Source organism: Pseudarthrobacter sp. W1I19, from assembly GCF_030817835.1.
Lineage (GTDB): Bacteria > Actinomycetota > Actinomycetes > Actinomycetales > Micrococcaceae > Arthrobacter.
Genome location: NZ_JAUSZR010000001.1, coordinates 2,497,642 through 2,512,534 on the forward strand (window position 1 = coordinate 2,497,642; position 14,893 = coordinate 2,512,534).

At 62.2% G+C, this 14,893-nt stretch carries 10 protein-coding genes; 3 read left to right on the forward strand and 7 right to left on the reverse strand.

Annotation, left to right across the window (positions count from 1 at the left end):
- Positions 1–719: 719 nt before the first annotated feature.
- Genes QF038_RS11790 through QF038_RS11820 form a run of 7 tightly spaced genes read right to left on the reverse strand, consistent with a single transcriptional unit; the run spans position 720 to position 7,607 of the window.
- Positions 720–1,688, reverse strand: coding sequence for a sugar kinase (locus tag QF038_RS11790; RefSeq protein ID WP_307610322.1), 969 nt, complete (start codon positions 1,686–1,688; stop codon positions 720–722).
- Complete coding sequence (locus tag QF038_RS11795; RefSeq protein ID WP_307610323.1) at positions 1,685–2,371, reverse strand: bifunctional 4-hydroxy-2-oxoglutarate aldolase/2-dehydro-3-deoxy-phosphogluconate aldolase; 687 nt, start codon at positions 2,369–2,371, stop codon at positions 1,685–1,687. Before QF038_RS11795 ends, QF038_RS11790 begins: the two co-directional genes overlap by 4 nt.
- Complete coding sequence (locus QF038_RS11800) at positions 2,368–3,129, reverse strand: SDR family oxidoreductase (protein ID WP_307610324.1); 762 nt, start codon at positions 3,127–3,129, stop codon at positions 2,368–2,370. Before QF038_RS11800 ends, QF038_RS11795 begins: the two co-directional genes overlap by 4 nt.
- Positions 3,126–4,232 (reverse strand): zinc-binding dehydrogenase, encoded by a 1,107-nt coding sequence (locus tag QF038_RS11805; RefSeq protein WP_307610325.1) that lies wholly within the window; start codon positions 4,230–4,232, stop codon positions 3,126–3,128. Before QF038_RS11805 ends, QF038_RS11800 begins: the two co-directional genes overlap by 4 nt.
- Positions 4,229–5,200 carry a C-terminal binding protein gene (locus QF038_RS11810; protein ID WP_307610326.1) on the reverse strand — a complete coding sequence of 324 codons (972 nt, stop codon included), beginning with the start codon at positions 5,198–5,200 and terminating at the stop codon, positions 4,229–4,231. Before QF038_RS11810 ends, QF038_RS11805 begins: the two co-directional genes overlap by 4 nt.
- A gap of 2 nt (positions 5,201–5,202) precedes the next feature.
- Positions 5,203–6,552, reverse strand: coding sequence for an MFS transporter (locus QF038_RS11815; RefSeq protein WP_307610327.1), 1,350 nt, complete (start codon positions 6,550–6,552; stop codon positions 5,203–5,205).
- On the reverse strand, positions 6,549–7,607 hold the full coding sequence (locus QF038_RS11820) for a mandelate racemase/muconate lactonizing enzyme family protein (protein WP_307610328.1): 1,059 nt from the start codon (positions 7,605–7,607) through the stop codon (positions 6,549–6,551). The genes QF038_RS11815 and QF038_RS11820 overlap by 4 nt, the downstream gene beginning before the upstream one ends.
- A gap of 241 nt (positions 7,608–7,848) precedes the next feature.
- Here QF038_RS11820 and QF038_RS11825 point away from each other — a divergent pair, with 241 nt between their 5' ends.
- The 3 genes from QF038_RS11825 to QF038_RS11835 all read left to right on the forward strand — a co-directional run bounded on the left by QF038_RS11825 (position 7,849) and on the right by QF038_RS11835 (position 14,844).
- Positions 7,849–8,868: a LacI family DNA-binding transcriptional regulator gene (locus tag QF038_RS11825; RefSeq protein WP_307610329.1), complete on the forward strand. Its 1,020-nt coding sequence runs from the start codon at positions 7,849–7,851 to the stop codon at positions 8,866–8,868.
- 473 nt (positions 8,869–9,341) lie between these two features.
- Complete coding sequence (locus tag QF038_RS11830) at positions 9,342–12,479, forward strand: GH92 family glycosyl hydrolase (RefSeq protein WP_307610330.1); 3,138 nt, start codon at positions 9,342–9,344, stop codon at positions 12,477–12,479.
- A 268-nt stretch (positions 12,480–12,747) separates the two neighbouring features.
- On the forward strand, positions 12,748–14,844 hold the full coding sequence (locus QF038_RS11835; protein WP_307610331.1) for a beta-galactosidase: 2,097 nt from the start codon (positions 12,748–12,750) through the stop codon (positions 14,842–14,844).
- Positions 14,845–14,893 lie beyond the last annotated feature (49 nt).

Sequence of the window (14,893 nt, forward strand, 5' to 3'; positions counted from 1 at the left end):
CTCGTCCTAGGTTTGGGGGTGGCATATGCCCAATAACCTCATCAGAGGCGTTTCGCGGCTGGGTCTAAGCCCTCATCGAGGTGCCGGCTTCGTCCAACTCAATGACAGGCTACGGCCGTCAGCTGCGCTTGCAGACTGCAGTGTCGGTAACGGTGGAAAAGTGAGCCATTGTGACGGCGGCGAAATGGCTCACTTTTCTACCGTCACCGACAGTGACGATCTACAGCTGCGGGTCCTCACCTGCGTCAGGTCAGTCACACCCAAGGCTGACACTCGGCTCTTTGTGAGAGGAACAACCGGGATTGATCTATTTTCTAACTAGCAGTCAGTGTGCGCCCGCGGCCCGCCGACAATTTCTCAAAGGTGAGCGACCAGGCAACCAGTACGAAACGGGTCGCGGGCACGACTACTGCAGTGGCCCTGGGACCAACCGGCAAAATTCAACTCCGTGGCGGCGGTGCTACGGGGAGATCTCCAGCGGTGCTGAGGGCTTCACGCAGCTGTGCTGCGCGCGGGTCAGCAAGACTCACCGGTTCCGAGGTCAGTTGGAGGTTCTTCTGTCTCATTTCTGGGTTGCTTCGCTTCTAATTGTTGGTTCGCTTGGAGACATATTCAGGCCTAAAAGTGCGTACGGCAAAGAGGTTGCACTTGTCGCTGCTCCTTACCGGCGTGCGGCTGTATCAGCCAATCGGGAATCGTTCGATTTTACTGCTGGTGCTCTATCGGGAGACCGGTTCCTTGGCTTGGAGGAGGCTGAATTCCCCGCGGCGGGGCATGCCTTCCCAGTCGCCGGGAACGAGGCAGGCGAAAGCACCTGTCCTGACGGCGGTGAGTAGCCGGTCGGCCACCTCCAGGCCGGAGAGGAGCTCAGCGATGTATCCGGCTACGAACGCGTCACCGGCGCCGACCGTGTCCACAGCGCTGATGGGAACGGCGGGTTGCCTGTATTCGGTGCCGTCGATCAGGGCATAGCTCCCGGCCGCGCCGAGCTTGATGATGACCTGGGCAGGACCGAGGTCGCTGATCCGCTGGGCCAGCTGCGCAGGTGTTCCGTCCCCGACAGCAAGTGCTGCTTCCTCCTCCCCCGCGAACACGACGTCGCAGTCTGTGAGGATGCGGCGGTAGTACTTCCCCGCGGCGTCCGGGGGCCACAAGGCGGACCGGTAGTTCAGGTCGAAGGAGACCAGGGAGTCTGAACTGCGGGCAGTGGCGATGGCGTACTCAACAGCTTCTGCGGCTGAGACAGAGAGGGCGGGCGTTATCCCTGTGAGGTGCAGCAGGCGGGCCGTCGCGATGGCTGTGGCCGGAACGTCCTGCGGGCTGAGCCTGGAACCGGCGCTGTTGTGCCGGTAGTACCAGACTTTTTGCGTCTCGTTTGTCCGTCGTTCCTTGATCATCAGCCCGGTGGGGGCATCCGGGTCGCGGACGGCTGCGAGATGGAGTCCTTCGCCGCGCAGTTCCCGCAGGACGACGTCTCCGAGGCTGTCTGCGCCGACGCGGCCGGCCCACGTCACCGGTACCCCCAGGCGTTGGAGGGCGATGGCGAAGTTGCTTTCAGCCCCGCCGATGCCCAGGCTGAGTGCGGCGTTGTGTGAAAGCGGCCCGAGGGCTTCGGCTTTCATCAGGGCCATTGTTTCGCCTATGGTGACGACCTCGGAAGCTTCCTGCTGGCCGTTGCCGGTATTCATGGCCGGTCCTCGTTTCCCTTGGGCTGTCGGGCGGATGTCGCGGCGCGAATTGTGTCTGTCAGGTCTCGGGCCCGTTTCGTCAGTTGTTGTGGGTCGCCTCCAAGGAAGGCGTCCTGGAGCAGGGGCCCTCCCATGCTCACTGCCAGTGCACCGGCGCTGATCCATGCCGGTGCGTCTTCCAGCGTTACTCCCCCGCTGGGTACGATTTGCAGGTCCGGGAACGGCCCCCGCAGCTGGGCGATGTAGCCGGGGCCCACGACCGATGCGGGAAATATCTTCACCGCGGTCGCCCCCGCGTTCCATCCCGTCAGCAGTTCGGTGGGGGTGAGCCCTCCGGGGTAGACCGGGATGTTGGCTGCCGTGCTGGTGATGATGATGGCGGGGTCCGTTGTGGGTGTGACCAGGAAGGCGGCCCCGGAATCGAGGGCGAGCCTGGCTTGGGCTTTCGTGGTGATGGTCCCGATGCCGAGTTCGGCCTCCGCGCCGTACGCCTGGAGCAGGTCTGGCATGGCATCGAAAACGCCGGCACTGCTCAACGTCAGTTCAATAGACCGAATCCCACCCTTCACGAGGGCCTCAATCACCGGGGCGTATTCTTTGGCGTGCTTGGCCCGCAGGACCGCAACGATCGGGGTGCTCGTCAGGACTGCTGATGGTGCTGGGCGCTGCAGGGTTGCGCTCATCGGGCCATCCATCCGCCGTCAACGGGAAGCACAGTGCCGTGGATGTAGTCAGCAGCGCTGGAAGCCAGGAAGACAACGGCCCCGGAAATGTCCTCGGCGGCACCCCACCTGCCTGCGGGAATGCGCGCTGAGATTTGGTCCCGACGCTCATCATCTTCCAGCAAGGCGGCATTCATATCGGTGGCAAAGTAGCCAGGTGCGATGGCATTGACGTTGATGCCGCGCCCGGCCCATTCGTTGCACAGGGCCTTGGTCAGCTGGGCCACCGCGCCCTTGGAGGCTGCGTAGGCGGGCACCCGGTAGCCTCCCTGGAACGAGAGCAGTGAAGCGAGGTTGATCATTTTTCCGTACCCCCGGCGCAGCATGTCGGGGGCAAAACCCTGGCAGAGCTGGAACACGGCGCGGGTGTTCACGTTCATGACGGCGTCGAAATCCGTGAGCGGAAAATCGGTGGAGTCGTGGCGGATTTGGGTGCCGGCATTGTTGACCAGGATGTCCACCGACCCGGCTTCGAGGGTGTTGTTGATGGCGGCGGCAATGGAAGCCTCACTGTCCAGGTCGAGCATGACGTGGGTGATGGTCCTGCCCTGTTCCTGGGCCAGTGTTGCCAGCGCGGAGGGAATGCTGCCGCGTTGGAGTGCGATGACGTCGGCTCCGGCCTGCAGCAGCCCGGCAGCAATTTGTGCGCCTATTCCTCTGGATGCACCGGTGACGGCTGCTGTCCGGCCGGTCAGATCAAACGGGTTGGTCTCTGTCATAGTGAGTCCTCCTGGGCGGGCCGGGGGAATGGTTCAGATGATGGTGGGCCGACCATTGTTTTCACTGCTGCGCCTGCTGCCATGGCGTTCTCGAATGCGAGTTCGGCCTGTTCGAGGGGGAAGATGTCGACGGGGAGCCGGCCCAGGCCCAGTGCGTTGCTTTCGATGAGTTCAACGGCCCGTTCGATGTCGGCCCGGGTGTAGACCCGCACGCCGAGGACAGTGTTCTCAGCGAAGGTCAGGGCCTGCAGATCGACCTTGGCGGGGGATTTGTAGACCCCGACCAGGACAATGGTGCCCATGACCCGGACGGTGCCGGCGATTTCGGCGGCGACGCTGGGGTGGGCGGCGGAATCAAAGACAATGTCCGCGCCATTCCCCCCGGTCATGAGGCGGATGGTTTGGGCGGGGCTGGCCCCGTCCGGGACGGTATCGAATCCGAGCTGGGCTGCCAGCCGCAGGCGATCGGCGCTGGGCTCGGCAATCAGGACTTTAGCCGCGCCCTCCTGCCGGGCTACCAAGGCGGTCAGGATGCCGATGGGCCCTGCTCCGTAAATGAGCACGCTTTCCCCGCCGGACAGGCCGGAGCGTTTAACGGCATGGACGGCAACGGCGAGGGGTTCGGCCAGCGCCACTTGGGAGACGGGCACCGTTTTCTTGACCGGGATCAGGGCGTTCGCGGGAAGCGCGACGAACTCGGCCAGGGAACCTGGTACGTCGATGCCGTAGAGCTGCAGGTTCTTGCACACGTGCGTGTTGCCCTGGGTGCACGACAGGCACGTGCCGCAGGAGATCAGGGGCTCGACTGTTACCCTGCTGCCGGCACGTGGTCCGGTAGAGGCGGGGACTTCTACGATGCCGGTGATTTCGTGCCCCATGATCAGCGGTGTCCGGGCCCGGGGATGGGTTCCGCGGAGGATCGAAAAATCAGTCCCACAGAGCCCCGTCAGTTCCACCCTGACCAGAGCGTAACCCTCGGGTAGCGCGGGGAGGGGAACGTCGCGGTGGGCAATGGTGTCCGGGCCGGTGAGAACAGCGGCCTTCATGGCGGCCGCTTCCTTCACATCTCCTGCCCCCTGTGTGGGGGCTGGTTGCAGGTTCATACCAGTACTTTCGGGTTGAGGATGTTTCGGGGTGTGCGGCCGGCGCAGACTTCGATGACGTTTTCGAGCGTGCGGCGTTTGAGCTCGCCGTAGGATTCCTCGCTGTACCATGCCGCGTGGGGGGTCAGTACCGTGTTTTCCAGGGCCAGCAGCGGGCTGGTGGAGGGCAGGGGTTCTTCTTCGAAAACGTCCAGGCCGGCACCGTAGAGATGCCCGGAGGCCAGCGCCGCGGCAAGGGCTCCGGTGTCGACGACGGCGCCGCGGCAAGTGTTGATCAGCACGGCCCCGGTTTTCATGCGGGAGAGGCTGTCGGCGTTGATCAGGTGGTGGGTGCCCGGGTTCAGCGGCACGTGCAGGGAGACCACGTCGGCGCGGGACAGGAGTTCGTCAAACGTCACGACTTTGACTCCGTCCCGGGTTACCGTGCCGGGGGCCAGCGCAGGGTCGGATCCTATGATGGTGTATCCGAGACCTTTTGCTTTTTGTGCCGTCGCTGATCCGATCAGGCCCAGGCCAACCACGCCGAAAATGCGGGTGTTGACCCGGTGCAGGGGACGGACGGGAGCCATGTCATGGATACCGCGCCGGACGTCCCGGTCCATCCTGGCCGTGCCCCGGGCCAAGGTCAGTGCCAGGGCAACGGCATGGTCGCTGACGTCCTCGGTGCCGTAGTCCGGGACGTTGCAGACCGCGACCCCCCGCAGGGTGGCAGCGTGGACGTCGACGGTGTCGACGCCGACCCCGTACCGGCTGATTGCCTTCAGCCCGGGCAGGGCGTCCAGGACTCGTGCTGTGATGGGTGCGTACTGCACTACCAGCGCCGCGGCACCGGCTGCGGCGGCGATGACATCGTCTTCCGAGTGGCATTGGGCGAGGACGAGTTCGATGCCGTGTTCGCGTGCCAGGTCCTGCTCCGTGGAGATGGAGTCGTGGTCGCAGTCAGTGATGAGGATTTTGGGGGCGGGCATTGTCATACCTCGTACTCAACGGCTTGGTTGTGGGCCTGCTCAGGGTCTTTTGCGCCGGCGATGGGCGGTTTGACGAGGATCAGCGCGACTGCGCCGAGGATGGCCAGTGTCGCGGCCAGTCCGAACGCTGCGGTCCAGGATCCCAGGTTTTGGATGAGGAAACCGGTTACGATGGGGGCGATGATGCCGGCAAGATTGGCGCAGAAGTGCACGAAGCCGGTCACGCCCCCGAGGCGGGCCGGGTGGACGAAGTCACGGACGATCGCAAAGAACTGCACGTTGGCCAAGTACAGCAGCAGCAGCACGACGGAGAAGAGCCCGACGGCAAGGCCGAGGGAATTCACCGCCGCCAGCGGCAGGCACAGGGCACCGCTGAGTGCCAGGAAGATACCGGTGGTCCATTTCCGTACCCGGAAAGGTGCTCCGGAGCGGCGGGCGAGCCGGTCCGAAAGAATCCCGCCGAGCGCGGTTCCGATCGAGCCCGCAACCCATGGCAAGGACCCTGCCCAGGCCAGGCTTGAGAGGTTGATGTGCTGGGTCTGGACCAGGTAGAGGGGGTACCAGGAGAGGAACATGAACAGCAACCAGCTGAAGCCAAAGAAGGCCAAGGCATTGGCGATGACGGCGGGCTGGCGGAGGTAGAAACGCAGCGGCGGGACGTTTTCGGTGGTCAGTTCCCGGGTCTGGTCGTCCACAGTCGTGATCAGTGCCAGCTCCTCGGCGCTGATCCGGGGGTGATCAGAGGGCTTGTCCCGAAGAATCCAGTACCAGCCGGCTGCGATAACCAGGCCGATCGCGCCCAGGACGATAAAGGGGATGCGCCAGTTGTTATTGGACAGCACCAGCAGCCCGGTGACGACCGGGATGCCCAGGGCGGCGCCCAAGGGGTTGGCGGCGAACGTCAATCCCATCGCGGTGGCATATTCGCGCTTAGGGAACCAGTTGGCCATGGTGCGGGCGGTGACGGCGCCCTGCGGTCCTTCGCCGGCACCGAACAGTAGCCGCTGGATGAAGAACGTGGCGAAGTTGAAGCACAAAGCCGTCAGTGCTGTGCACAAGGACCACCAGGCCGCGGCAAGGGCCATCGTCTTCCTCGGTCCGTACTTGTCCGCCAGCGCGCCGCCGGCGAAACACGCGGGGGCATACGTGAAAGCAAACGCGCCAAGGATGATGCCCATGGTTCCGGTGCTGAGTCCGAATTCACTGATGATCAGCGGGGCGGCAACACCGAGGGCGGCCCGGTCCCCGTAGTTCAGCATCAGGACCGCGGCGTTGGCCCCAAGGACCCGCCACCGGATCCCCCGCTGGGGTTTACGTGCCGGCTTGGCCGGCACTTTGGTTACAGCGCTCATGAACGGACCCCTTCCAGGGCGGTGAAGTCAAGGTCGACGCCGTGGCCGGCGCGTTCGGGAGCTATCGCGAACCCGTCTTCTATCCGCATCGGGTTCATCAGATAGTTATCCAGCCCGAATCCGTGGGCTTCCATGTAGCTGCGGTTCGGTGCCGCAGCGAGGGCTTGGACGGTCAGGTCATGTACCCCGTGCGAAGTGACCGGCAGGTTGTGTGCTTCTGCCAGCGAGCAGATTTTCCGGAACGTCGTGTAGCCGCCGCAGTTACTCACGTCCGGTTCGGGGAAGGACAGGGCGCCGGCACTTATGGCCTGCTGGAATTCGTAGAGGGTGTGCAGGTTCTCCCCGCCGGCGATCGGCTGGCCTCCGTCACGAAGGATCCGCACATAACCGGCCAGATCATCCGGGATCGTTGGTTCTTCTATCCAAACCAGGTTGTATTGCGCCAGTGCCCGGGCCGCGCGGATCGCCTCGTCAGCGCTCCACTTCATATTCGCGTCCACCATCAGCGGGAACGTGTCCCCCAGGTGGGCCCGCATGGCCGCTACGCGTTCGAGGTCCTCGACCAGGTTCGGCCGGCCGACCTTCATCTTGATGGCACGGAAGCCCTCCGCCTGGAACCGGTCGGCCTGCTTCAGCAGATCCGCCGTGCTGAGTTCCAGATCGATGCCCCCGGCGTAGACCGGAACCTTCGGGTCGTATCCGCCAAAGAGCCGCCACAACGGCTCGCCCAGGCGGCGCCCCTTCAAATCCCACAACGCGATATCGATGGCGGAAATGGCTGAGGTCGCGTGGCCACCGCGCCCGGCATAGTGCAGCGTCCACCACAGGTCCTGCCAAAGCTTCTCCGTCTGGTCCGCGTCCTGGCCCTGAAGCTTGGGGGCAAGGTAGCGCTCGATCATCACGGCGACGGCAGCCCCGCCGTCGTTGACCGTGTAGGTGTAACCGAGCCCGACGGCACCATCACTGTCAGTGACCCTCACGGTGATGAGTTCGAAGTCCAGCATCACGCCATGAGTGCTGTCCGTCAGTGCCTGAGCCAGAGGGATTCTGTACAAGTCAGTTTGGATACGTTCAATCTTCGCCAAGGTTCCTCCTTGAACTTTGAAAAGGGGCGGGAGAACCGGCGGGTGGGAACAAGGTCCCGAAAAAACCCTTTAGAAAACCGGTTTTCTTGATGGGTTTCACGGTAATATGAAGGAATGGCAGCTGTCAAGGGTCCGGTGGGATCCATCACCGCTGAGGAGGATCTGCGGTGACTGTTGCGTGGAAGTGAGCGAATTGGGGGAGGATCTAGGGATGAAGTCGGCACAAGGCACACGGAGAAGACTGGTGGATGTTGCCGAGCTGGCCGGAGTGACGAAGTCCGTCGCGTCCAGGGTCCTCAACAACGACGCGACCTTGTCGGTGCGGGAAGAAACCCGCCTCAGGGTCCTGGAATCGGCCAAACAGCTGGGCTATCAACCGCACGCCGGCGCCCAGGCCCTGGCCGGGTCACGGACCAAGGCCCTGGCGTTACTGCTTCCGGACCTGACAAATCCTGTCTACTCACGCATAACCCGCGGGGCCTACCTGCAGGCCAAGGCAAGAGGCTATGCGATGCTGTTGGCCGAGGACACCATCGATGAAGGTGTCGATGAACAATTCGCCGATCTGGTGGCCTCCGGACGAGTCGACGGATTGCTCATTGCCTCCGCCCGCCCAGGCCATCCCCTGCTGGAGAAATTGCCAAAGACCCAGATCCCGTACCTGTTCGTCAACCGTCCGGTAGCCGGCTCCGGCCGGAACGTCACCATGGATCTTGAAGCCGCCAGCGCGTGCGCGGTCCAACACTTACAAGATCTGGGACATCGATGCATCGGCCACGTCTCAGGTCCGGAGTCGTTGGGCTTTGGACAGGGCCGGTTCACCGGCTTCCTTCAGGCAGCTAAGAAGGCAGGGATACAGGATCCCGCGATCGCGGCCGGGGAATTCAGCGAAAAGGGCGGCTATGACGCTACCCTCCGCCTGATGAAAGAACATCCCGACCTCACCGCCATCTATACCAGCACCTTGAATCAGGCGATCGGGACGCTCCACGCGCTCCACGAGAAAGAGGTGCCTGTACCCGGGCAAGTGTCTGTCATTTCTTATGACGATCTTCCCTTGGCGGAATATCTGCAACCACCCCTGACAACGATCGCCATGCCCTTGGTCGAGCTTGGTAAAGCCGCCGTGGACGTGCTGTGTGACCAGCTGGCTGGCGGTGAGCCCTGCGACCTGACAATCCCCTCCATTCCGGAGGTGGTGGTGCGCAAATCGACAGCCCGCATGCGTTAGCCCACCCAGTGAAGCTGGCGTTGCACCAAAATGGACGGAACAGAGCCATCCAGCGCAACGTGTCCGTGTCCGGGCATGGCCAGGTGGACGGAATCACCATAATCTGCCAGAACACGTGGCGGGTAGACGAAGCGGGGGCGCGCTACAGGGCTACCTGAGGCGTTATCGGCGCAGACGCCGCGTCCTTATAAATGCGGCAGGTGACTCAGCACCGCCCAGTCGACCCCCGGGAGTTTGCGTCTGGGTGTATCGCGATGAAGTCTCGAATTTTTCAACCTTCCCTATAGGAGTTACTTGGTGCCCCTGGCTGGTATCGTTACCAATAGCCTGCCTGCCCACTGAACAGGAATCCTATGCCTCTCACGCTCCACGCTGCACAAGGCCCTTCGATAGCGTCTGCCTCCCAGCCGCTTCACGGCTTGGAACCCGGCCCTGTTCTGAGGTACCACGTAGAGGGTGAGGCAGATTTGACGATGCTTCGCGTACCCCTCCCGATCAGTGTCGGCGAGGGTGCGACGATCGCCGCGTCCAGCGAGTTGCGCTACGACGTATTTCCCCTGCTCGACTCTGAGCGGGAGGACATCCGTGACGCCTATCTGGCGACCGCGGTCGCTATCGACCTGGTCTTCAGTGACGGCACGACACTTTCCAGCCTGGATGCAGTGGATCAGCACTCTGTCGCGGTAGCGCCGGTCGACCAGTACGAGTCGAAGACGCTTCAGGCAGCGCAGTGGAACCGCAAACGTGTGTCCCTCGATGCAGCGGTGGGCAAACAACTGGAACGAGCAGAGATCGTGGTCGCAACCCGCCCATCATCAGACGGAATCTCCGATTTCGAAGGCTTCGTTGGCAAAGTAGCGATCGAGCCCACACCCGCCATGCCGACGGAACCGATCGATTGGGTTCGAACAACCCGGGGATCCCATTCCTCTTTCACCTATTCACGCGGTAATACCGTACCTCTCGTCGCAGTGCCGCATGGTGGCGTTTTTGGCACTCCTATGACGGACGCACGTACAACTGGGTGGACTTACACCTACGCTGCCCACAACGGCAGCGATGGTCGTCCCGCCCTGCAGGCACTGTCCACGTCCCACATTCCAAGCCCATGGATTCAGGACCGCGGCGTTTTCCAGATCATGCCTTCCCGTGGTGATGAGCCCGTCTTCGACGCTGGCAAGAGAGCGCTGGGATTCGACCATCGTTCGGAGATCGACCGCCCTCACCGCTATGCCGTGGAACTGGACGGGGGACTCCAGGCGGAAATCACAGCCGGCAAGTGGTCTGTCTTCGTGCGATTAACGTTCCCCGGCAGCACAGGTTGGTTTGTTGTTGACCAGGTCGACGAGAACGGGCATCTGGAACTCCCTACTCCCTCCGGCTCCCCCGTTATGACCGGATTTGTGGACGGTTCCGACGAAAGCCCACGGATGTTTGTCAGGGCAACCATTGACCGGCCAGTGCTCGAAGTCCGCCGGGACGGCAACTCCAAGGTGCGGGGCGCCGTACGAGTCAGTCTCGACGAAACCCGGAGTGTGACCATCGCGATCGGCACCTCTTTTCTGAGTACTGCTCAAGCTGGCCGCAACCTGGCCTTCGATCTGGACAACGCGGGGGTGGACGACTCGAGGCGTGAGGGTACCTTTGATGCCATCGCCGCGTTTGCAGCCTGTCAATGGAACGAAAGGCTTGCGATCGTCGAGGTGGATGGAGCAACTGCAGACCAGCGCACCACCGTAGCATCCTCGCTCTACCGGCTGTTTCTCTACCCCAACACGGCATCAGAGAATGTCGGAAGCCATGTGCTGTCGCATTACCGTTATGCCAGCCCTTTCCACGCGCCGGAATCTCCGCACACACCGTTCGAAACAGGGCTCCGTGTCGTGGACGGACCCCTCACCGTCAACAACGGATTCTGGGACACCTACCGGACGGTCTGGCCGGCATTGGACCTTCTTCGCCCCGACGATGCGGGAGAACTGCTGGAGGGATTTGTGCAGCACTACAGGGATGGCGGCTGGACAAGCAGGTGGACCGCTCCTGGACCGATCGACAACATGACTGGAACCACAAGCGATGTCATCTTCGCAGACGCGATTACAGCCGGTGTCCCAGGGCTCCATGCTCTCGATGCTTACGATTCCGCACTCCATAATGCAACGGTCGTATCCCCCGACCCCCGGGTAGGGAGGAAGGGAGTGCGGTCCCAGACCTTCCGCGGCTACACCGACACCCGTGTCCCGGAAGGAATGTCGTGGACGATAGACTCCGCGATCAATGATTTCGGAATCTCCCAGCTCGCCGTCCACCTCCTTAAGGCACTTCCGCCAGGTCATCCACGACTTGAGGGCTTGGCAGCCGACGCCGAATACTACTCGGCCCGCGCCGCCCGCTACGCAATAGTCTTCGACCAGCGGATTGGTTTCTTCCAAGGCCGGAACGATGACGGTACATGGCGAGTCCCTGCTACCCGGGACTACGACCCCGCTCAGTGGGGTCATGACTACACGGAGACCAACGGGTGGGGAACCGCATTCACGGCCCCGCATGACGGTGCGGGCCTTGCCACGCTTCATGGCGGGCCAGCCGCCCTCGAGAAACAGCTGGACCTTTTCTTTGCCACCCCGGAAACCGGGCGCGAGAACGTCAGAGGCAGCTATGACATCACCATCCACGAGATGGCCGAGGCCCGAGATGTCCGTATGGGGATGCTGGGACTATCGAACCAACCAGCACACCATATCCCCTTCATGTACGCATTCACGGGCGCCCACCACAAGACGCAGGCAATAGTCAGCGAGGCACTTCGCCGCCTCTTCCTCGGCTCAGAAATCGGCCAAGGGTACCCAGGGGACGAAGACAACGGCGAAATGAGCGCCTGGTACCTCTTCGCCGCACTCGGGTTGTACCCGCTGGTTCCCGTTTCGGGCCGGTTTGTGCTTACCACTCCGCTGTTCCCCGAAGCACGCGTGCAACTACCACTCGGAGACATCCTCACCATACGTCGCGAAGGGAACCCAAACGATGACTACATCGCGGAGGTGACTATCGACGGAGAACGATGGCAGCAAATTGAGATCCCACGTGAGCGACTGCTGGAAGGCCCAACGATCGTCGTCACCACCTCATCCGAACCCACCGCATGGGCATCGCACACCACGCCAACGGCACACACCGCACCAGGCGCATGTCCCCGCATGAGGCTCGATACGACGTCGCCAGTGTTAGCGGCCGGAGGAGCTGCAACGACGACGGCGACCTCCGGCGTCGCAGCCAACGTCTTCGACGATACAGGCGACAGCACTCTAATACTTGAAGCGGGAGACTCGATTTGCTACACGTTCATCCAGAGCACTCCGGTCAACCTTTACACCGTGACCTCTGCCGTGGGCACCGAAGCGTCGTGGCGCCTCGAAGGTTCCGAGGCAGCATCAGGCGACAACTGGCAGCGCCTTGACGAGCAGATAAATGCAGAGTTTATGTGGCCAGGCCAAACACGCCCATTCCTCGCCACGCCCGCCAAGACGGCCGTTGCCGGTGTCAGGCGTATACGGCTCGTCGCCACGACTCCTCTCCATTTGATCCAAATCGAGACCCTTGCAGATAAATAGCGAAACTGTTCGTCTTGCAATGTCGTATGTGACGTCTACCGACAGCAGCCGGTCGTGCAGTTCACGCTGACTTCAGTCTCACTTTCCAACTGTGCGAAACGTACTCACAGCTGGTAACGATACCAATTATTTATCCTTCACGTCTGGTAACGCTACCAAAGCTGTGCCAAAGTGAACATCAATGCAGTGGAGCGGCGTTTAGCCGGCTCTCCGCACATGAGAGGACAGAAGCCGATGAAGCCTCAAAAAATTCGCGCAAGGAGTCGCATTGCCTGTACATAAGCAGCTTGGAACCCAGATCTGGCTGGAACGTGATTCGTCCAAGGAGGAAACACGAACATTGGTGGCGCGCGCCGCCGAGGTTGGCTTCGGACAGCTGCGGATCTTCCTCATCTGGCCGTGGATCCAGGGCGAATCTCCGGACCGTTGGAACTTTGATCTCTTCGACGACGTCTTCGATGCCGCCGCCGGACACGGGATAACGATCAAGGCCACGCTTACTGCGAATTCAGGTCCCTGGTGGCTTGGCACGGGCTCAGTGCTGCATTCCCAGACCATGACCCTGGATTCGGCGTTTCGGGGGCACATGGAGGCGTATATCGCCGCATGCGTCAAGCGCTACGCCGAACATCCGGCGCTTGGCCAGTGGATTCTGTGGAATGAACCAATGAACCCTCCGGAGAACCCGTGGGGTGACACATTGGTCACTGATGAAGCCCGGGTTTTGTGGCCGGAAGTCCTTCGGGAGCAGTACGGGGATGACATCGGCCTTTTGAACAAGAGGTGGCGAACCGGTTATGCAGCATTTGATGAGGTGCCGCTGCCCGATGACGTCATGCATCCGGCCCACAGGAAGAACACGTGGCGGTCCTACGGGCCGATTCTTAGTGACTACGTCCTTCGTTCCAGAACCATTGAGAATGAACTTGCCTGGGTGGCTAAACAGGTCCGTGCACACGACAGCAAAACTCCGTTGTGTGCCAACCCTTGTCAGTCGTTGTATAACCATGCCGAGGCCGGATACAACCTACAGAACATCGCTAAGACGGTGGATGTCCTTGGCGCAACCTTCCACGCGCCTTGGAGCTTCGGCTTTGCACAACGGGACACTCATACTCCTCTGGTCATTGCAGGCACGACCCTTCTGCAAAACGTGCCAGGAAAGCACGGGGTCGAGGTTACCGAAGCTCAGACGGGAAACACTCACTACGCCGGCCATACCCCTCTCGGTGTATCGCACTCCCAGATCGCCGCCACGTATCTGGCCCCGTTGCTCGCCGGCGCCCAGTCGGTCACCGGATGGTGCTTCAATACCAGGGCGCAGGACTTTGAAGCCGGCGAATGGGGCCTGCTGGACGACGATGACCAGATCGGGGACCGGGCGCGGGCGGTTACCCGGGTCGCGAAATGCCTTGAACGGTTGGAAACAGCGGCCGGTGACTGGACAGCAGCAGCACCACGAGCCGTAGTGTTGACTTCCGAGCAGTCCCAGGCGGTGGAATTCGCATTCTCTCAGATGGGTGTTGGCTCCTTTAACCGCGGCGCTGATGCAGCACCACAAGCCGCCGCCCTCCTCACCGCTGAATTGCTTCGATCCGGCATCCAGGCCGGAATGATGCCGATTTCGGGCCTGGACGACGAAACAGGCGCAGACGTCATCATCGCCTCTCACCTCGCCGCGTGGAGCACAGACTTCGGCAAGCAGCTACTCGGCCTCGCCCACGACGGCGCCACAGTAGTGGTTGACGGGCTTAGCGGCCAGTTTGATCTGGATGCAAAGTTGCACCGTCCCTGGCCGGGCGGCATGGCCGGTACTGTAGGCGCCCGGAGCCGCGGACTGGAAACAGCACATGACGGAACCACTAAATACCCTGCCCAGCTGTTCGGCCAGGCCGTAGGGTACTTCGCTGGCGTGCGCGATGAGCTCGAATTTACCGACGATCTCTGGACTCCGCTGGAAGAGCCCCTCTTCGCCAAGGACGGGAAGCCTGTTGCGTGGGAACGCCCCTGGGGCGCCGGAAGACTGATTCTCGTTGCCGCGTCCCTGGCCAACACCATCCTGGACGCGGATGCCGGAAGGTCCGGCGTCAACGCAATCCTTCGCCACGCGACGAGCTCGATATCCCGGCCGTGCCGTCCCCTCAGTGCCCACACCACCCTTCTGACAATCAATGGGGAGAACGGTCCTGCCTGGGGCGTCTTCGCCCCGGCAACAAGCGACCGCCAGGGCAGGCAGGTTCAGCTTCAGCTGCCGCCCGGAAGGTATCTGGACATTTGGGCGGAAGCCGAACACACGGTGGGACCAGACGGTCTGCTTAAACTCCAGGCTCCCGACGGGATCGCCCTCATAACCGAACTTCAATGAGCCCGACCCAGGGCGACCCCTCCAGCTGTCACAAGTAGTACCCACGCAC